The sequence below is a fragment of the Saccharophagus degradans 2-40 genome (genome assembly GCF_000013665.1).
GTDB lineage: Bacteria > Pseudomonadota > Gammaproteobacteria > Pseudomonadales > Cellvibrionaceae > Saccharophagus > Saccharophagus degradans.
Window position 1 is genome coordinate 1,265,501 of sequence record NC_007912.1, and the last position, 19,537, is coordinate 1,285,037.

The following is a 19,537-nucleotide window of genomic DNA, read 5'->3' on the forward strand; positions in this document are numbered from 1 at the left end:
GCTATGAACTCCAAATTGCCACTTCCCAAATTAAGTAATGATGAAAAACAAGTTAGTCAAGATCTGCATCGCCATTACAATTTCACCCTAGGTCGTTTCGATAGCGACGCCGATAAGGGCTATTTATTAGAAGCGCTTGCCTACACGGTTAGAGATCGTCTAATGGAGCGCTGGCGATTGACGGTAGAAAAAGAAAACTTAGCTAAATCTAAAAAAGTATTTTATTTGTCGTTGGAGTTTTTATTGGGGCGCAGCTTATCCAATGCCATGCTTAACTTAGATATGGAAGAGTCGGTCAAAAAATCCCTAATGGAGTTCGGTGCAGATTTAGAGGAGTTAGAAGGCGAAGAAAAAGACGCGGGCTTAGGTAATGGTGGCTTGGGCCGCTTAGCAGCCTGTTTTATGGATAGCTGCGCGAGTTTGCAACTGCCCGTAATGGGCTACGGTATTCGTTACGAATACGGCATGTTTCACCAAAGTTTGCGCGAAGGGCGACAAGTTGAACAGCCAGATCATTGGTTGCGAGATGGCAACCCGTGGGAAATAGAACGCCCGGACCATGTGCGACATATCAAGTTTTATGGCCACACAGAGTTTTACAAAAACGATAATGGCAAAGAATGTGCGCGCTGGGTAAATACACGGGATGTACTCGCTGTACCTTTTGATATGCCTATCCCTGGTTACCAAAATGACACGGTAAACACTTTGCGACTTTGGAAGGCCGAAGCGACCGATGAGTTTAACTTGCAAGAGTTTAACGAAGGGGATTACGCCGATGCGGTTGCAGAAAAAAATAAGGCCGAGCAAATTACCATGGTGCTCTACCCGAATGATTCAAGCGAAAACGGCAAAGAGCTGCGCTTGCGTCAACAGTACTTTTTAGCCTCTGCGAGCTTGCAGGATGTTATCGCCGACTGGGTGAAGGAAAACGGCGAAGATTTTACCAATTTTGCAAAGCAACGCTGTTTCCAATTAAATGATACACACCCAACACTCGCCGTTGCAGAGCTAATGCGCATCCTTATGGATGACTATTGGTTAGAGTGGGATGAAGCGTGGGCGATAACAACGCAAACCATGGCGTACACCAATCACACTTTATTACCTGAAGCACTAGAGAAATGGTCGGTAAGACTTGTAGGTGAGCTATTGCCTCGCTTGCTAGATATTATTTACGAAATTAACGCTCGCTTTATGGCCGAGGTTGCTCATCGCTGGCCTGGCGATACCGCGCGTCAACGTCGCATGTCTATTATTGAAGACGGCCACGAAAGCTATGTAAGAATGGCTTACTTAGCCATTGTAGGTAGCTTCTCTGTAAACGGCGTAGCTGCGCTTCACTCGCAATTATTGGTTGACGGTTTATTTAATGACTTTTATCAACTGTGGCCGCACAAATTTAATAACAAAACTAATGGTGTTACGCCTAGAAGGTGGTTGGCGCACTGTAATAAAGATTTGGCTACGCTTATATCGGGTTCAATTGGTGATAAGTGGGTAACCGACCTTTCCGATATTGTAAAGCTTGAGAAATTTGCCGAAGATAAATTGTTTCGCGATAAGTGGCACGCAGTAAAACAAGCCAATAAAGTTAAATTGGCTTCTTTAGTGAAACAAAAATGTGATGTAGATTTTAACCCTGAATGGTTGTTTGATGTGCAGGTGAAACGCATTCACGAGTACAAGCGTCAATTATTAAATATTCTTCACGTTATTCATTTGTACGATAAAATTACTCGCGGTGATGGCGATGATGTTGACCCGCGTTGTGTGTTAATAGGCGGTAAGGCAGCCCCAGGTTATGTGTTGGCCAAGCTAATTATTAAACTTACTAATAATGTGGCAAAAGTTGTAAATGCAGACGAACGCGTAGCTAAAAAATTAAAGCTGGCATTTATTCCAAACTATCGCGTAAGCTCTATGGAAATAATTTGTCCTGCCACAGATCTTTCCGAGCAAATATCCACTGCCGGTAAAGAAGCCTCCGGTACGGGCAATATGAAATTTATGATGAATGGCGCGCTAACTATCGGTACTTACGATGGCGCCAACATTGAAATAATGGATGCAGTAGGGCCGGAGCATTTCTTTTTGTTTGGCTTGCGAGTGGAAGATATTCCTCAATACCGGTTACATCACTCACCTTGTTCGATAATAGAGCAAGATGAAGATTTAGCGCGGGTAATTAAATTGATTGAGTGCGGACATTTTAGTATGTTTGAACCCAATATATTCGACCCTATTCTACATAGTATTCGTAACGCAAATGACCCTTGGATGGTTGCGGCCGACTTTAGAAGCTATATAGATGCCCAAGCTGCAGCTGCACGCGCATACCAAGATCGTGATAGTTGGGTTACATCCAGTATTATGAACACCGCAAGAAGCGGGCGCTTTTCCAGTGACAGAACCATTAGTGAGTACGCCAAAGAAATTTGGAAGGTAAAGTAAAGCAAGAAACATTAATAACTAAAATATTATTTGCTCAGATACACCGGCAATAAGGAGATAATAAATGCTTGACCCGAATTCACGCTATGTTAGTCGTTTAACCCGCGATACAGTAGCATTAGTGTTAGCGGGTGGCCGCGGGAGCCGCCTACACGAACTAACAGATTGGAGGGCAAAGCCAGCACTGCATTTTGGCGGAAAGTTTAGAATTATTGATTTTCCACTATCCAATTGCGTCAATTCGGGCATCCGTCGTATAGGTATCCTAACTCAATATAAAGCGCACTCGCTTATTCGCCATGTAATTCGCGGTTGGAGCTCGTTTAAAAAAGAGTTTGGTGAATATGTAGAAATATTACCTGCCTCGCAGCGTTATTCTCCTAACTGGTATCAGGGCACAGCCGATGCGATTTATCAAAACTTAGATATTCTACAAGCCGAAGCGCCAAAATATATTTTGGTGCTGTCTGGCGATCACGTATATCAAATGGACTACGGTGCAATTATTGCGCACCATGTTGAAACAGGCGCAGATTTAACTGTGTCTTGTATCGAAGTACCCATTGAAGAAGCGGCCGGCTCGTTTGGTGTAATGACCGTAGACGATGACAACCGCATTATTCGTTTTGATGAAAAGCCTCAGCGCCCAACCGAGTTGGCAAATAAACCCGGTTACACCTTGGCTTCTATGGGTAACTATGTGTTTAACACCGAGTTCCTATTTGACCAATTGCGTAAAGATGCCGCCGACCCAGATTCTGAACACGACTTTGGCAAAAATATTATTCCAAACATTATTGCCGAAAAATTAGTTTCTGCTTACCGTTTTCGCGATCACGATACCAACGAAACGGCCTACTGGCGCGATGTAGGTACCTTGGATTCCTTCTGGGAAGCCAATATGGAATTGGTTTCGCCTAACCCTTCGCTAAACCTCTACAATCACGACTGGCCAATTTGGACTTATCAAACTCAGTTGCCGCCAGCAAAATTTGTATTCGATGACGATTCGAGAAGAGGCTACGCCGTCGACTCTATGGTGTCGGGTGGCTGTATTGTTTCTGGGGGCAAAGTTAAGAGTTCACTTTTATTTTCTGATGTGCATATTCATTCCTATGCAGAAATAGAAGAATCTGTTTTGTTACCCGAAGTAGAAGTACATCGCAGTGCTAAAATTAAAAAAGCCATTATTGATAGTGCGTGTGTGATTCCCGAGGGCATGATTATTGGGCACGATCACGAGCACGATAAGGCGCGCGGCTTTCGTGTAACGAAAAAAGGCGTTACGTTGGTAACACGAGAAATGCTTGGTCAGCAACCTGCGGGTACGTCAGCGAAATAATATGGTTAGACACAAAGTATTAATGCTCGCGGCAGAAAACGGGCGTTTTGCCGGGGCGAAAGTTGGTGGTGTGGGTGATGTAATTCGAGATCTACCGCCAGTGCTAAACGAGGCTGGGTGCGACGTTATGGTTGCAATGCCTTCCTATGGCTTTTTAGCGCGACTGCCTCAGTTGGAAGCCGTTGCTACGCTCAAGGTTATGTTTGGTGGTATTGTGAAGAGTGTAGAGCTGTTGCGTTTAGTTGACAGCGCTCACCCAGAGCAAGTGTACATTTTTCATCACCCCGATTTTGCGCCACAGGGTGAGCGCGTATATTGCGACGATAGTAACGATCGCCCCTTTGCAACGGATGCTAATAAATTTGCTTTGTTTTGCGCGTCGGTAGCTACGGCATTACTAACAGACGTATTGGCAATGCCAAGTGTTATTCATTGTCACGATTGGCATACTGGCTTTTTGCCAATGCTAACTCGACGTTGTGCGGACTATGCGCGTTTAGCTCCAATCAAAATTGTTTACACCATTCATAATTTAGCCATGCAGGGCGTACGACCGCTTACGAGTGACCCCTCATCGTTACACGCATGGTTTCCTAATTTATCTGGCGAGCTTTCAGATATTTATGACCCCGACTATCGCAATTGTGTGAACCCCATGCGTGCGGCCATTCGTTTAGCTGATGTGGTGCACACTGTGTCGCCTACTTATGCGAGCGAAATTTTACAGCCTAGCGATACCGAGCAAGGCGTGTTTGGCGGCGAGCGTTTACAGGCAGATTTACAAGAAAAAGCCGATAGGAACGCGCTGTTTGGCATTCTTAATGGTTGTAATTACCCTGCTAAAAGCCCGCGAAAACCTTCCAAAAAAACTGTGGTGGCAACAGCGTTAGCTGCCGTAGAAAAGTGGATGGGGGCAAGCGTACAGTTAAGTAGCACACACTACTTGGCAGACAGGCGTTTACTTACTTGGGCCGAAAAAGCGAAGGGTATTACGGTCACCTCTGTTGGGCGAATAACCGAGCAAAAAGTAAGGTTGCTTTTTTCGCCCGCTCCAAACGGCAAAATAGCATTGGCCAATATGTTGGATTCGCTAGGCAAAGACGGCGTATTCATAATGCTTGGCTCTGGGGCTGCGCACTACGAAGCGGCACTCACTAAGCTCGCAGGGCAGTACGCCAACTTTATATTTTTAAATGGTTACGAAGAGACCTTATCTGAATTGCTGTATCACTATGGTGATTTATTCTTAATGCCAAGCTCATTCGAGCCATGCGGAATTAGCCAGTTGTTAGCGATGCGCGCGGGGCAGCCCTGTTTAGTAAGCAGTGTGGGAGGCTTAAAAGATACCGTTACTCATCACGCGAATGGTTTTGTATTCGACGGCGCTAACGATGCCGAGCGAGTGGTGAATATGCAGCGCTGTTTTGATGATGCACTCGCGCTATACCATAAGCAGCCTGAAGCTTATAAAAAAATAAGTGTGCAAGCGAAAAGCACGCGCTTTACTTGGGCCGAGAGCGCAAAAGAATATATAGCTAAACTCTATGGCTAGTTAACGCCTATTTTGTTGTAAATATAACACTTTTGTAAAACGCCCAATTCAGGGCGTTTTTTTATTTTCTAGATTTGGTCAACTACCTGACACCTTGCAGCGCTAAGCTATACTTAAAGTGTAGCTGCAATAACGGTTGCGTTATTGGCGGCTTTTGGAAATATATTGAAAGCTTATTGGAAGGTGACTTGAAGCGATAAAACGCGGGAGAAGGTATATGGCACTAAACGAGCAGCAAACGAATTTTAAAATAGGTGCGCCTTTCGCTTCTGATGTGTCTGTGTTTTTAGCTAATCTGGGTATAAGCGCAAGCGAAATTGTGCGCAACCCTAGTTACGACATGTTGTACAGGAATGAGTTAGATGAAAATTTACAAGGCTGCGAGCGCGGTATTTTAACCAAAACCGGTGCAGTGAATGTAGATACTGGCGTTTTTACTGGTCGGTCGCCGAAGGATAAATATATTGTTAAAGATGAAAAAGCATCGGCGAATGTTTGGTGGCCCAGCGATGCCGCGTCTAACGATAACCATCCTATGGATCAAAGTACGTGGACCAGACTAAAAGCAGTGTGTACCAATCAACTTAATAATAAGCCGCTGTATGTTGTGGATGCATTTTGCGGTGCCAGCGACGATGTGCGCGTAAGTGTACGATTTGTTACAGAGGTGGCGTGGCAGGCGCACTTTGTTACTAATATGTTTATTCGTCCGACCCAGGCGCAGCTTGATGCGTTTACTCCAGACTTTGTTGTGTTGAATGCTTCCAAGGCTGTAAATACGCAATGGCAGCAGCAGGGGTTAAACTCTGAAAATTTTGTAGCCTTTAATTTAACTGAAAACATGCAGCTTATTGGCGGCACCTGGTATGGTGGCGAAATGAAAAAAGGCATGTTCTCGGTAATGAATTATTACTTGCCACTACATGGCCGAGCCTCCATGCACGCCTCTGCCAATGTTGGTAGCGATGGCGATGTGGCCGTTTTCTTTGGCTTGTCTGGCACGGGCAAAACAACACTCTCAGCAGACCCTCAGCGCGCTCTCATTGGCGACGATGAGTTGGGGTGGGATGACGAAGGCGTATTTAATTTAGAGGGCGGCTGCTACGCTAAAACCATTGATTTAAGTGAGCAAAACGAACCCGATATCTTTCGCGCAATTCGGCGAGATGCACTGCTTGAAAATGTTGCAGTGGATGCGAATGGCGAGGTGGATTATAGCGATGTAAGTAAAACGCAAAATACGCGAGTGTCTTACCCTATTTATCACATTCCAAATTGCGTTAAGCCTGTGTCACGTGGTGGTCACGCGCGTAAAATTATCTTTCTTACCGCCGATGCCTTTGGTGTGTTTCCGCCAGTAAGTAAGCTTACCGACGAGCAGGCGCAGTACCACTTTTTATCGGGTTTTACCTCAAAGGTAGCGGGCACCGAGCTGGGGGTAACCGAGCCTAGTCCTACTTTCTCTGCCTGCTTTGGCGAGGCGTTTTTATCTTTACACCCTACGGTTTATGCGCGGGAATTGATCAAGCGTATGCATGCGAATGGCACGCAGGCTTATTTGGTGAATACTGGCTGGAACGGCAAGGGGAAGCGCATTTCATTGCCAGATACTCGTGCCATAATCAACGCCATTATGGATGGCTCTATCGACAGTGCCCCCTGCGCGACATTGCCTTATTTTAATTTGGCATTCCCTACGCAGTTGTCAGGGGTAGATAGCGCTATCTTGGACCCGCAGGTTTCTCATAATGCTGGAGGTTGGGATGTGCAGGCGAAAGCATTGGCAAAACTATTTGCCACTAATTTTAAAAAATATACCAGCGAAGCCTTGGGGCAGCACTTACAAGCGGTAGGGCCGGCGGGGTTTGAATAATGGAGGGAATAAAGTGCAGCAGTTAGACACTGCTGCACATAGCCTATTTTTAATTTACGCCGTTAAGGCGGAATACTATTTAGTTACGCTTTTTGCGTTAAGCATAGGTTTTAAGAAGCGGCCGGTGTGAGAGGCTTTTACTTTAACTATTTGCTCGGGTGTACCTTCTGCCACTATTTGGCCACCGCCGCTGCCGCCTTCTGGGCCTAAATCAATAATCCAGTCCGCTGTTTTTACAACGTCTAGGTTGTGCTCAATCACCACTATGGTATTGCCGTGATCGCGCAGGCGATGCAATACCACCAATAGCTGCTGTATATCGTGGAAGTGTAGGCCTGTAGTGGGTTCATCAAGAATATAAAGGGTTTTGCCTGTGTCGCGTTTAGATAGCTCTTTAGCCAGTTTCACTCGCTGTGCTTCACCGCCAGATAATGTGGTAGCTGCTTGGCCTAGGCGTATATAGCTTAAGCCCACATCCATAAGCGTTTGCAGCTTTTTGGATACCGCAGGAATGGCTTCGAAGAACTCGTTCGCATCTTCAATGGTCATTTCCAGCACTTCGTGAATGCTTTTGCCTTTGTATTTTATTTCGAGGGTCTCGCGGTTGTAGCGTTTGCCTTTACACACATCGCAGGGAACATACACATCGGGTAGAAAGTGCATTTCTACTTTCACAACACCGTCGCCCTGACAGGCTTCGCAGCGACCGCCCTTTACGTTAAAGCTGAATCGGCCTGCTTTATAGCCGCGCGAGCGCGCTTCTTGAGTGCCGGCGAAGAGCTCGCGCACTGGGGTGAAAATGCCGGTATAGGTTGCGGGGTTGGAGCGCGGTGTGCGGCCAATGGGGCTTTGGTCTATATCGACGCACTTATCCATTAACTCTAGGCCATCAATTCCGTCGTGCTCTTGCGCAGTAAGGGTGCTGGCTTTGTTTAATACGGTCGCGGCTACGGGGTAAAGCGTGCCGTTAATTAGAGTAGATTTACCACTGCCCGAAACACCCGTTACACAGGTCATAACACCGATAGGTATGGATACATCGACGCCGCTTAGGTTGTTGCCCTTTGCGCCGCGAATGGTGAGGTAAGTGTCGTCTTTCGCGGGGTGGCGAACCTTGGGTATCGCAATGCTTTTACGGCCGGTAAGATAGTCGGCGGTAAGGGAATTCTTTGCCTTCTTGATTTTATCGTAGGTGCCCTGAGCGATTACTTGGCCGCCGTGCACTCCCGCGCCAGGGCCAATATCAACAATGTAGTCGGCCATACGGATAGCATCTTCATCGTGCTCTACCACAATTACCGTGTTGCCTAAATCGCGCAGGTGGGTAAGGGTTTTTAGCAGCCTGTCGTTGTCGCGCTGATGCAACCCAATGGAGGGTTCGTCGAGAATGTACATCACGCCTACAAGGCCAGCACCTATTTGGCTGGCCAGTCGAATGCGCTGAGCCTCACCGCCGGATAGGGTGTCGGCGCTGCGGTTTAGAGTGAGGTAGTTAAGGCCAACATCCACCAAAAAGCTAAAGCGATCGCGCAGCTCTTTCAGAATTTTGTCGGCAATCTCATGTTTGGCGCCTTTAAATTTTAGCTTGTTGAAATAGTTGAAGGCGTCGCCAACTGGTAGCTCGGTGATAGCGGGCAAGGTGCGATCGTCGATAAAAACATGGCGGGCGTCTTTGCGCAAGCGTGCGCCGTCGCACTCTGGGCATTTGGATGTGGCGAGGTATTTGGCTAGCTCTTCGCGCACAGATGCAGAATCGGTATCGCGGTAGCGGCGATCCATATTGGGGATAACCCCCTCAAAGGTGTGGCTGCGTTTGTAAACGTCGCCGCGGTCATTCACATAGCTAAAGTCGATGACCTCATCTTTTGAGCCGTACAGAATGCATTCGCGGTGTTTCTTGGCGAGCTTGTTCCACGGTTTTTCTACATCAAAGCCGTAGTGCTCTGCGAGTGACGAAAGCATGTGGAAATAGTACAGGTTGCGTCTATCCCAGCTGCGAATGGCACCTTCTGCGAGAGAGGCTTCGGGAAATTGTACTATTCGGTCTTCGGCGAAATACTGTTTTACCCCAAGGCCGTCACAGCTGGGGCAGGCGCCTGCGGGGTTGTTGAATGAGAATAAGCGCGGCTCTAGCTCTGTAAGTGAGTAGTCACATACTGGGCAGGCGTGCTTGGCAGAGAATACTTGGTCGGGGCGATCGCCATCCATATCGGCAATAATGGCAATGCCCTCGGCGAGGTTTACAGCTGTTTCAAAGGATTCCGCCAATCGAATTTGCAGGTCATCGCGCACCTTAAAGCGATCCACAATTACTTCAATTGTGTGCTTTTTCTTTTTGTCTAATTCTGGCGCGTCGTCTAGGTCTACCACTATGCCGTCTATACGGGCGCGAATAAAACCGTCTCGTCGCAAGCCATCTAGTGTATGTAAGTGCTCACCTTTGCGATCTTTTACTACCGGCGCAAGCAGCATAACCTTACTGCCTTCGGGCAGTTTTAGTACGGTATCTACCATTTGCGAAATGGTTTGAGCAGCCAGTGGCTCGCCGTGCTCGGGGCAGCGAGGCTCGCCTACGCGGGCAAACAGTAAGCGCAGGTAGTCGTATATTTCGGTGATGGTACCCACGGTAGAGCGGGGGTTGTGAGAGGTAGATTTTTGCTCAATAGAAATGGCAGGGCTTAAGCCTTCTATGTGATCGACATCGGGCTTTTCCATCATCGATAGAAATTGGCGCGCATAGGTAGAGAGCGATTCTACATAGCGTCTTTGCCCCTCTGCATACAGTGTGTCGAATGCCAGAGACGATTTCCCCGAGCCAGATAGGCCGGTGATAACAATAAGCTTATCGCGGGGGAGGTCGATATCAACATTTTTGAGGTTATGGGTGCGCGCGCCACGTACTACGATTTTATCCACGTCGTGAAATCCCGATTTTGTGTTTGTGTATTTCTGAGTGCTTTGTACTGCTGTTTAGCAAAGCCCAACAGTATAAGCGCTTTTGGCGAGGGTTTCGCCAGTCACTTATACGCAAGATGGAAAAAGACGGACTTCTTTAGGGAATGGTTTGAGTTGGGAGAGCCCTTCTAAAAAGAAAGGGCTAGATAAGATCTGCTTCGCTTAGGTCGCGAACCCAGTTACTGGCCTCTAGACGATTGCGCACGCCTATTTTTTTATACACGTTGTAAAGGTGACTTTTTACTGTGTGTTCACTCACTTTTAATGCGGTGGAGATATCCGCATTGGTGGCGCCGTCTTTAATTAGTTTTAAAATTTGGCGTTCACGGCGAGTGAGTTTTACATCCGGGTGGGCCACTTTACTTGGCGCGCGTCGGTTCTTGTCCAAAAAGTGATGCAGCAATCTGCGTGGTACCCAGTAATCGCCATCTAGCAGGCATTGTAGGCCACGAATAAGCTGTTGTTGGTCTGAGTCGACGTAAAATATGCCCGACATACAGGGCCAGTCTAAGATGCTCTCATGCTCGCTGGCATATTCGGCATTTAAAAGTGCTGCAGTGCCTTCACTGTGTTGTTCGTGATAGGCGTGCGCTATATCGCGCAGCGCGGCGATGTCTTGACCTTGGCAGTCAATGAGCAATACGCGGGGTGCGCTAGGTATATCTTTTAAAGCTTTGTACACGGTGCAGTCTAGCTTCAGCTCGTCAGCAATTAGCTTTGCGAGTAGGCCAGTTTGCAAGCTGCTTTTGGGGGAGCACAGGGCAATGCCATTGTTGTCTAACGCTGCTTGGTTTGCTTCTGTCAACACGAATTTACCTAGGTTGTTTCACACTGCAATAGGGCTGAGGTGTCTCAGCTGCAGATTTTTATTTTAGTACATTTACTTTGGACTGCCAGACCACTACAGATAGACCTGATAATGCTCAATCAGGGTTGACGTCCAATATCAACAGGCACACTTAAAGTGTGTGGGTGCAGCGAAGTGAATGATAATTATATGGTTAAAAAAGGCAAAAAAGCGCCAATATTTCGGCATTGTACCGCATTTCTGTAGGTTGCAATACAAAAAAGACCAACCGATGAACGCTATGATGACCTTAGTGGCGGTATTGTTGGCGTACGTCTCATTTGTTGGGCGCAATAGTTTAATAGAAGTTTTATTTTGAATATGACAACTTGGTGGGTATTCGCAGCAGCCTATTGTCCTCCGGTCTGTTAAAATGCACGCCTTTTTTGGGGGATGATCGTTTGGCAAGTGAAGTTCGGGCTGTAAGCTCGCTAGCATTGTTGTATGCGTTTAGGATGTTGGGCCTATTTATGGTGCTGCCTATTCTCGTGCTTTATGCCGGCGACTACCCAGGTGCAACGCCTTTTACTTTGGGGTTGGCACTTGGTATTTATGGTTTAACTCAAGCTGTCTTTCAAATTCCCCTTGGTTTGCTCTCAGACTTTATTGGCCGCAAACCCGTTATTATTGCAGGCTTGTTGGTGTTTTGTGCCGGCAGTGTGCTTGCAGGTACGGCCGAATCGGTAGAGTGGTTAATTATTGGTAGAGCCCTACAAGGCAGTGGCGCCATTGCAAGTACCATTATGGCCATGGTGGCCGACCTTACCTCTGAGCAAAACCGCACCAAAGCCATGGCCGCTATTGGCGCTTCTATTGGGTTGTCGTTTTCGCTGGCGATGATTTTAGGGCCTACGGTGGGCGCGTTTGGTGGCTTATCGGTGGTGTTTTATTTTTCTGCGGTACTGGCGCTTATTGGTGTGTGCATTGTGATCTTTTTAGTGCCTCGCCCGCCGCAAGTAGGGCACTCTCACCGCGACAGTGGCGCGGTGCCAGAGCTTATTATGCAAACCCTTAAAAACACCGAGCTGCTGCGTTTAAATTTCGGTATTTTTACTTTGCACGCGTTGCTAATGGCCTGTTTCTTGGCAATTCCTGTTGTAGTGGAAAGTAGTTTAGGTATTCCTCGGGGTAAGCATTGGCAGGTTTACTTGCCAATGTTGGCTATCGCGTTGGGCGTAGTGCTGCCGCTCATTATGGTTGCTGAGCGCAATCGCAAGTTAAAGCCCGTTTTCTTGTTTGCCATTGCTGTGCTTGTTGTTTCGCAAGCTAGCTTAGCGGTTGTTCCGTTGGCGGGCTGGCCGTTTTTATTGCTAATGCTGCTGTTTTTCGTGGCGTTTAACCTGCTGGAGGCTTGTTTGCCTTCGTTGGTCAGTAAGCTTGCACCTGTAGGTGCCAAAGGCACGGCGATGGGGGTGTATTCCACTAGCCAGTTTTTAGGGGCGTTTATTGGCGGGTCTGTTGGAGGTTACATTTTTACCCTGTGGGGTATGGATGGCCTGTTCGCTGCTGGCGCGCTTTGCGCTGCCGCTTGGTTCGCAGTAGCTGCATCTATGCGCACTCCGCGCCACTTAAGCAGCATGTGTATGGGCGTTCAGCGTGAAAGCGGCGCACAGTGTGCGATTGATGTACTCACATTGCCGGGCGTAGTAGAGGCTCTGTGGGTCGAGCAGGAAGGTTTGTTGTATTTAAAAGTAGATAATCGAGAGCTGGATAGGTCCCAGTTGGATGATTTGATTGCGGCGCAATAAAGCGCCATCATAGACGGGCTTTTCAGCAATGATCTAGAATAGCCGTTTGACATTCGCATAGCGATATTAAAGATTGGGTGCCTGCCGTCATACGGGGCCTATATCTATCGCGATGGCACTACATAATTTGGAGGAATCATGGCGCAACGAGGTGTAAATAAAGTCATTATTGTTGGTAATCTAGGGCAAGACCCAGAAACCAAATACACTGCCAGTGGCGCAGCAATTACTAACGTAAGTATTGCAACGTCAGAAACATGGAAGGATAAGCAAACCGGTCAAGCGCAAGAGCGCACTGAATGGCACCGAGTAGTGTTTTTTAATCGCTTAGCGGAAATTGCCGGCGAATATTTACGCAAGGGCAGCAAAGTTTATATCGAAGGCGCTCTGCGTACACGCAAGTGGCAAGATCAAGGTGGCCAAGATCGTTACACTACTGAAATTGTCGCGAACGAGATGCAAATGCTCGACTCTCGCGGTGGCAGCGATGACAGTATGGGCGGCGGTTATCAAAATGCCCCTAGTCGCCCAGCGCCTGCTCAAGCCCCTGCCCAGCAAGGTGGTGGTGCGCCAGCATACGGCGGCGGTCGTCCACAGCCTGCTCCAGCCCCAGCTGCGCCTCCTGCGCCAGACATGGACAGCTTTGACGACGATATTCCATTCTAAAAACATAACGTTTTGCAGGTAAGCCCTAAGTTCTTTAGGGCTTTTCTTTTTGCTCGCTTAATGGAGCTACCTTTTGGCTTTTAAAATACTATCTTGGTGTCCTAATCGTGAGCTCGAGGCTGTGCTGTCGGCAACACTCGAAGATTTACCGTACGAAATTGTTGTGCAGGATGATGCCCAAGCTTCTAACCCCGCGGCTAGGGAGCAGTGGCTGGAGTCTGTGCGCCCCAACGCGATAATCAGTTTACTGCCTTCTACTCTTGCAGATATCGATGACGCTTATCTCGAGCAAGTGAGCCAAGTGGTGGCTTACTGTGCAGTGAATAATGTTCCTATTATTCAAGTCTCCTCATACCGTGTTTTTGGTGAAGGCTATTCTGTTACTGCTCTGCAGGAAGATGCAGAGCCCGGTGCGCAGGATGAGCTGGGGGTGAGGCTTAATAAGCTAGAAGCACTGTACGCTAACCTTTCTCAAAAAATTATCGTGCGCACTGGGTGGTTGTTAAATAGCGCCGTCGATAGTGTCTTTGCGCAATTAATTCCGCCGCTGCTTGAGCGCGATAGCAAGTTGGTTGTATCGGATCATCACTTTGGCTGCCCTTTACCGAAAGAGTTTTTGGCCAAGGCCTTGGTTGCCATGTCGCAGCAAATACTTTGTGGGGCTGAAAACTGGGGTGTGTTCCACCTACACAGTGCAGATAGTTGCTCTGAAGCCGAGCTGGGTGACCAGTTGGTGCGTGTATTTAATGCCGATTATCAGCAAGACTTGCAGTTGCCAACTGTTGCCAGTAAAGACGACAGTCGATACCACTTTGTGGGTAGTGCAAATATTCTAGGGCGTCGCTGTACCGATAACTTTGGCATCCAATTGCCCACGTGGCGAAAGGGCTTTAAGAACCTTGTGGCACAATGGTTGAAAGGTAATGCTCAATATAGCCATCTGCTCGATTTAAAAGCATCAGATAAAAAGTAAGTTTGCTGATTGAGCAAATTAGTTTGCCAATAAAAAAGGCCGCTTAAGTAAGCGGCCTTTTTAGTTTTCGCGAATACGCTTGTAGTTAAACGGAGTTAAGCGGAATACTTTTTGAAAACTAATGTGGCGTTGGTGCCGCCGAAGCCAAAGCTGTTGGACATGGCGCTTTCGATGTTGGCATCTTTCGATGCGGTAACAATCGGCATGCCTTCAGCAGCTGGGTCGATGGTTTCAACGTTGGCTGAGCCGGCAATAAAGTTATTGTTCATCATTAGCATGGTGTAGATAGCTTCTTGAACGCCGGTTGCGCCGAGGCTGTGACCAGTTAAAGATTTGGTGGAGCTGATGGCAGGCACGTTTTCGCCAAATACTTCTTTCACGGCTTTCAGCTCTGCTAGGTCGCCAACTGGGGTGCTGGTGCCGTGAGAGTTGATGTAGTCGATTGTGCTAACGCCTGCTTGAGCCATTGCTTGGCGCATGCAGCGAGCGGCACCTTCACCAGATGGTGCAACCATGTCGTAGCCGTCAGAGGTTGCGCCATAGCCTACGAGCTCACCGTAAATTTTTGCGCCGCGAGCGAGTGCGTGATCCAAGGATTCGATCACCATGCAGCCACCGCCGCCCGCAATAACAAAGCCGTCGCGGTCTGCATCGTATGCGCGTGAAGCTTTTTCTGGGGTGTCATTGTACTTAGAGCTTAAGGCGCCCATCGCATCAAACATACCAGTTAAGGTCCAGTGCTCTTCTTCGCCGCCGCCAGCAAATACAACATCTTGCTTGCCTAGCTGAATCAATTCCATCGCGTTACCTATGCAGTGAGCGCTAGTGGCGCAGGCAGAGGAGATGGAATAGTTGATGCCTTTGATTTTGAAAGGCGTAGCCAAGCATGCTGATGCGGTGCTGCCCATAGTTTGGGTTACACGATAAGGACCTGCGCGTTTTACGCCGCGATCGCGAATAGTGTCGGCACACTCTACAACGCTTTTAGTTGAAGCGCCGCCAGAGCCCATAATAATGCCTGTGCGCTCGTTAGATACTTGTTCTTCTGTTAAGCCTGAGTCTTCGATGGCTTGCTTCATGGATACGTACGCATAACCTGCAGCGTCGCCCATAAAACGATACATTTTTCGATCAATATGCTCTGATAAGTCCATATCTACGCTGCCAGAAACATGGCTGCGAAAGCCTTGCTCTTTGTAGCTCTCGTTAAAACGTATTCCTGATTTACCTTCACGCAATGCTGCGAGAACCGTGTCTAGGTCGGTACCTATGCACGAAGCGATACCCATACCTGTAACCACAACGCGTTTCATAGCAAACCTCTATCTTCTTTTATAATGGTGAATAAAGTGCAGCGTAAATGTGTGCTGTACTCTTAAATTGTTTAGTGGGGCGCTGAGTGTAATTAGCGCCCCAACCAAGTGTAACTCTAGAATGAGTCAGTATTGGTGAACAAGCCTACACGTAGGTCTTTTGCAAAGTAGATCTCTTTTCCGTCTACTGCTACACGGCCATCGGCAATGCCCATAACCAGTTTGCGTTCAATAACGCGCTTCAAGTTTATATGGTAGGTTACTTTTGAGGCAGTGGGTAAAATTTGGCCAGTAAATTTAACTTCACCCGCACCTAGTGCGCGGCCGCGGCCTGCGTTGCCTTTCCATGCTAAGAAAAAACCTACCAATTGCCACATGGCGTCTAAGCCTAGGCAACCTGGCATTACTGGGTCACCAGGGAAGTGGCAGTCGAAGAACCACAGGTCTGGTGTGATATCGAGCTCGGCAATGATTTCGCCCTTGCCAAACTCACCGCCAGTCTGGCTTATGTGTGAGATTCTATCCAGCATCAACATGTTAGGGACAGGTAACTGTGCGTTGCCGGGGCCAAACATATTTCCCTGACCACAGGTGATTAGTTCAGCTCTTTCGTAGGATGATTTTTGTTCGAATGCTTGCATTACTGGATAGGCCCACAATTATTTGAATGAAATACCATCAAAATGGGGTTATTTGACGGAGGCGCCATTCTAACCTCTGGGGCGCTGATGTCTAGTCTAGCCGGCCTTAAAGCGCATAAATACATGCGTTGTGGCTGTGTATTGCGCCATTGGGGTGCGAAAAGCGCGAGCGTATCGCTGGTGGCAGAGGCATATTATGTATGCGCCCAGTGGCGTTAGTGCGTGCAGGTGGGCCCGAGTTGATCGAGGCTGTCATATTTGGTGCGCATTGGTGTAATAAAATGATAGTTCAATGTGGTATATTCGCTGCATGGATGAGGTGGGGGCTTACAAGGCCTTTCATCAATACGTAAATTACACAAAACAGTAATTACATTTAATAAATAAGTAGGTGCTTTATGATTAAGAAATGCCTGTTTCCGGTTGCGGGATATGGAACTCGATTTTTACCGGCTACAAAGTCTATGCCCAAAGAAATGTTGCCAGTCGTTAATAAGCCATTGGTGCAGTATGGTGTGGAAGAGGCGTTGGATGCAGGTTTGCATGAAATTGGCTTCGTAACCGGTCGCGGTAAACGCGCCATTGCTGACCATTTTGATGTGAGCTATGAGCTAGAGCACCAAATTGCAGGGACAGATAAGGAAAAATATTTAGAATCTATTCGCGCAGTAATTTCAAAGGGGTCGTTTTCTTATACCCGTCAGTCTGAAATGCGCGGTTTAGGCGATGCCATTTTAAGCGGTCGTCGTTTGATTGGTGATGAAGCCTTTGGTGTGGTTTTATCGGATGACCTATGTGTTGCTGCCGATGAAGGTGTGTTGGCGCAAATGGTGCGTTTGTACAAGCAGTTTCGTTGCAGCATTGTGGCAGTACAAGAAGTGCCCGAGGATCAAATTAGCAAATTTGGTGTTATTGCTGGCGACCCCATCAAAGACGGTATTTACCAAGTAACCAACATGGTTGAAAAACCAGAGCCTAAAGATGCGCCGAGTAACTTGGCGATTATTGGCCGTTACATCCTTACACCAGATATTTTCGAAATTATCGAAAACACGCCTCCCGGTAAAAACAACGAAGTACAGCTAACCGATGCTTTGATGACGCAAGCGCAAAACGGCTGCGTGTTAGCATACAAATTCAAAGGTACTCGTTTTGATTGCGGCAGTGTTGCCGGGTTTGTAGAAGCTACCAATTTTGTTTACGAGAATATTTACAATAAATAATTTATAACAACAAAGTTATTTAAGGCCTGACTTACTAAAAAATAACTGAGAAATAAATTAATGAAAATAGATATAACTTGCTTTAAAGCCTACGACATTCGCGGGCGAGTGCCAGAGGAGCTAAACGAAGATGTGGCCTACCGTGTGGGCCGCGCTTATGTTGAGTTTCTTGGGGCTAGCAAAGTTGTGGTGGGGCATGATGTGCGCTTAACCAGCGCCGACCTAACAGATGCGCTGGCACGCGGCATGACCGATGCCGGTGCCGATGTTGTGCATATAGGCCAGTGCGGTACCGAAGAGGTTTACTTTGCGACGTTCCACTTGGGTGTTGATGGCGGTATTTGTGTTACTGCAAGCCACAACCCTATGGACTATAACGGCATGAAGTTAGTGGCTGCTGGGTCTAAACCTATTTCGGGTGACTCGGGCCTTAACGACATTCGCGCAATGGCTGAAGTGGGCGAGTTCCGCGAACCTGTACGCAAGGGTGAGATAGAGCATATCGATAACCGCCCTGCGTACATTCAGCACTTAATGACCTATGTGGATGTGTCTGCCTTAAAGCCGCTTAAAGTTGTGGTGAATGCTGGTAACGGTGGTGCCGGTGCGGTAATTGATGCTTTAGAGCCTCTGTTACCTATCCAGTTTATAAAAGTGCATCACGAGCCAGATGGTTCTTTCCCTAATGGTATTCCCAACCCTCTGCTTGAAGATCGTCGGCAGGCAACTATCGATGCGGTTAAAGAAAGTAACGCAGATTTCGGTATTGCATGGGATGGCGATTTTGACCGCTGCTTCTTTTTTGACGAGAGCGGCGAGTTTATCGAAGGCTACTATGTAGTAGGCATGTTGGCGGAAGCATTTTTGCTTAAAAACCCTGGCGCTAAAATTGTTCACGACCCTCGCTTAACTTGGAATACGGTTGATATTGTCGAGAAGGCGGGCGGTATTGCGATTGAAAGTAAAACGGGCCATGCATTTATCAAAGAGCGTATGCGTGCAGAAGATGCCGTTTACGGTGGTGAGATGAGTGCCCATCACTACTTTAAAGATTTTGCCTATTGCGACAATGGCAATATTCCATGGTTATTGGTGGCCGAGCTGTTGTGTCGCCGCGATGTTAAGTTGTCTTCATTGATGGCTGATCGGCAAGCTAAATTTCCATGTAGTGGCGAGCGCAACAATACTGTGGGTAACCCACAGGCAATTGCGGCGGCAATAGAAAAGCACTATGCGGCTGATGCGCTATTAATCGAAAAGGTTGATGGTTTATCTATGTCGTTTGAGAGCTGGCGCTTTAATGTTCGTATGTCTAGCACCGAACCTGTTTTGCGTTTAAATGTCGAGTCTCGCGATGATGTCGCGTTGATGGAAGCAAAAACAGCTGAGTTATTGCAGCTAGTGGAAAAGTTTGATGTATAACTTTTGTTGATAAGCAAACTAAAAACGGCGCCAATTGGCGCCGTTTCTTTATCTGTGTAGTAGTCGGTCAATAGAGACTAGGCCGCCACCATCCTTAAGTAAGTAAATTAAAGCGCCTGCCCAAAGTAAATGTACGCTCCACGACCCAGGGTATACAAAAACCTGAATGACGAGTGTCATTATAAGTAAGCCAAATGCAGAGAGTCGCGTAAAAAAGCCAAATAAAATACCTAACCCTAAAAAGAACTCACCAAGAGTCGCCATGTATGCGGCTATTTCTGCGGGTATTATAGGTAGCGCGTATTCGTATTCGAACAGCATTTTAGTGCTTTCTGTTACTCGCCAAAACTCGAGCTTTTGGCCAAAATAACTTCCGCCGCCAAGTTTTGTTTGCACGGAATTCCAAAATACAAAAAAGATACCTGCGCGCAGGGTTAGGTTTGTGGCCCAAGCAGGAATAATGTCTGCAAGCTTTTTGGCAAACCTATCTACGGATATCACAATATTCTTCATGTTGGTTCCCTAATT

General features: G+C 47.4%; 14 protein-coding genes. 9 read left to right on the forward strand and 5 right to left on the reverse strand.

What is annotated here, in order from left to right:
• Positions 1 to 3 precede the first annotated feature (3 nt).
• The 4 genes from SDE_RS05205 to pckA all read left to right on the forward strand — a co-directional run bounded on the left by SDE_RS05205 (position 4) and on the right by pckA (position 7,221).
• Positions 4 to 2,454 carry a glycogen/starch/alpha-glucan phosphorylase gene (locus SDE_RS05205; RefSeq protein WP_011467471.1) on the forward strand — a complete coding sequence of 817 codons (2,451 nt, stop codon included), beginning with the start codon at positions 4 to 6 and terminating at the stop codon, positions 2,452 to 2,454.
• A gap of 64 nt (positions 2,455 to 2,518) precedes the next feature.
• The gene (gene glgC / locus SDE_RS05210; protein ID WP_011467472.1) at positions 2,519 to 3,796 is read left to right on the forward strand and encodes a glucose-1-phosphate adenylyltransferase; all 1,278 of its coding nucleotides are present in this window, start codon (positions 2,519 to 2,521) and stop codon (positions 3,794 to 3,796) included.
• 1 nt (position 3,797) lies between these two features.
• Positions 3,798 to 5,348, forward strand: coding sequence for a glycogen synthase (locus tag SDE_RS05215; protein WP_011467473.1), 1,551 nt, complete (start codon positions 3,798 to 3,800; stop codon positions 5,346 to 5,348).
• Positions 5,349 to 5,565: 217 nt separating this feature from the next.
• Positions 5,566 to 7,221: a phosphoenolpyruvate carboxykinase (ATP) gene (gene pckA, locus SDE_RS05220; RefSeq protein ID WP_011467474.1), complete on the forward strand. Its 1,656-nt coding sequence runs from the start codon at positions 5,566 to 5,568 to the stop codon at positions 7,219 to 7,221.
• Between the two features lie 75 nt (positions 7,222 to 7,296).
• On the opposite strand, the gene uvrA is transcribed toward pckA, so the two are convergent.
• Together uvrA and SDE_RS05230 are read right to left on the reverse strand one after the other, a co-directional pair.
• Positions 7,297 to 10,137: an excinuclease ABC subunit UvrA gene (uvrA, locus tag SDE_RS05225; protein ID WP_011467475.1), complete on the reverse strand. Its 2,841-nt coding sequence runs from the start codon at positions 10,135 to 10,137 to the stop codon at positions 7,297 to 7,299.
• A gap of 181 nt (positions 10,138 to 10,318) precedes the next feature.
• Positions 10,319 to 10,984 (reverse strand): LuxR C-terminal-related transcriptional regulator, encoded by a 666-nt coding sequence (locus tag SDE_RS05230; protein WP_011467476.1) that lies wholly within the window; start codon positions 10,982 to 10,984, stop codon positions 10,319 to 10,321.
• 440 nt (positions 10,985 to 11,424) lie between these two features.
• On the opposite strand from SDE_RS05230, the gene SDE_RS05240 reads away from it, so the two are divergent.
• From SDE_RS05240 to SDE_RS05250, 3 genes are all read left to right on the forward strand, one after another.
• Positions 11,425 to 12,771, forward strand: a complete 1,347-nt coding sequence (locus tag SDE_RS05240; RefSeq protein WP_041324278.1) for an MFS transporter — start codon at positions 11,425 to 11,427, stop codon at positions 12,769 to 12,771.
• A 138-nt stretch (positions 12,772 to 12,909) separates the two neighbouring features.
• Entirely contained in the window at positions 12,910 to 13,437 is a 528-nt protein-coding gene (ssb, locus tag SDE_RS05245; RefSeq protein ID WP_011467478.1) for a single-stranded DNA-binding protein, read from the forward strand.
• Between the two features lie 73 nt (positions 13,438 to 13,510).
• Positions 13,511 to 14,410 (forward strand): sugar nucleotide-binding protein, encoded by a 900-nt coding sequence (locus SDE_RS05250; RefSeq protein WP_011467479.1) that lies wholly within the window; start codon positions 13,511 to 13,513, stop codon positions 14,408 to 14,410.
• Between the two features lie 95 nt (positions 14,411 to 14,505).
• Here SDE_RS05250 and fabB read toward each other — a convergent pair whose 3' ends face one another.
• Together fabB and fabA are read right to left on the reverse strand one after the other, a co-directional pair.
• Positions 14,506 to 15,723, reverse strand: coding sequence for a beta-ketoacyl-ACP synthase I (fabB, locus tag SDE_RS05255; protein WP_011467480.1), 1,218 nt, complete (start codon positions 15,721 to 15,723; stop codon positions 14,506 to 14,508).
• A 116-nt stretch (positions 15,724 to 15,839) separates the two neighbouring features.
• Positions 15,840 to 16,364, reverse strand: coding sequence for a 3-hydroxyacyl-[acyl-carrier-protein] dehydratase FabA (gene fabA, locus SDE_RS05260; RefSeq protein WP_011467481.1), 525 nt, complete (start codon positions 16,362 to 16,364; stop codon positions 15,840 to 15,842).
• 398 nt (positions 16,365 to 16,762) lie between these two features.
• On the opposite strand from fabA, the gene galU reads away from it, so the two are divergent.
• A complete protein-coding gene (galU, locus tag SDE_RS05265) occupies positions 16,763 to 17,587 on the forward strand; it encodes a UTP--glucose-1-phosphate uridylyltransferase GalU (protein ID WP_011467482.1) in 825 nt (274 codons plus the stop codon).
• 60 nt (positions 17,588 to 17,647) lie between these two features.
• Complete coding sequence (locus tag SDE_RS05270; RefSeq protein ID WP_011467483.1) at positions 17,648 to 19,009, forward strand: phosphomannomutase/phosphoglucomutase; 1,362 nt, start codon at positions 17,648 to 17,650, stop codon at positions 19,007 to 19,009.
• A 48-nt stretch (positions 19,010 to 19,057) separates the two neighbouring features.
• Here the strand turns inward: SDE_RS05270 and SDE_RS05275 are convergent, their stop codons facing one another.
• Positions 19,058 to 19,522 carry a DoxX family protein gene (locus SDE_RS05275; RefSeq protein WP_011467484.1) on the reverse strand — a complete coding sequence of 155 codons (465 nt, stop codon included), beginning with the start codon at positions 19,520 to 19,522 and terminating at the stop codon, positions 19,058 to 19,060.
• Positions 19,523 to 19,537: the final 15 nt, after the last annotated feature.

Coding starts and splice junctions, on each gene's coding strand:
- ssb (WP_011467478.1), top strand. CDS start 12,910: ATGGCGCAACGAGGTGTAAATAAAGTCATTATTGTTGGTAATCTAGGG.
- glgC (WP_011467472.1), top strand. CDS start 2,519: ATGCTTGACCCGAATTCACGCTATGTTAGTCGTTTAACCCGCGATACA.
- fabB (WP_011467480.1), bottom strand. CDS start 15,723: ATGAAACGCGTTGTGGTTACAGGTATGGGTATCGCTTCGTGCATAGGT.
- SDE_RS05205 (WP_011467471.1), top strand. CDS start 4: ATGAACTCCAAATTGCCACTTCCCAAATTAAGTAATGATGAAAAACAA.
- SDE_RS05215 (WP_011467473.1), top strand. CDS start 3,798: ATGGTTAGACACAAAGTATTAATGCTCGCGGCAGAAAACGGGCGTTTT.
- galU (WP_011467482.1), top strand. CDS start 16,763: ATGATTAAGAAATGCCTGTTTCCGGTTGCGGGATATGGAACTCGATTT.
- pckA (WP_011467474.1), top strand. CDS start 5,566: ATGGCACTAAACGAGCAGCAAACGAATTTTAAAATAGGTGCGCCTTTC.
- SDE_RS05275 (WP_011467484.1), bottom strand. CDS start 19,522: ATGAAGAATATTGTGATATCCGTAGATAGGTTTGCCAAAAAGCTTGCA.
- SDE_RS05270 (WP_011467483.1), top strand. CDS start 17,648: ATGAAAATAGATATAACTTGCTTTAAAGCCTACGACATTCGCGGGCGA.
- fabA (WP_011467481.1), bottom strand. CDS start 16,364: ATGCAAGCATTCGAACAAAAATCATCCTACGAAAGAGCTGAACTAATC.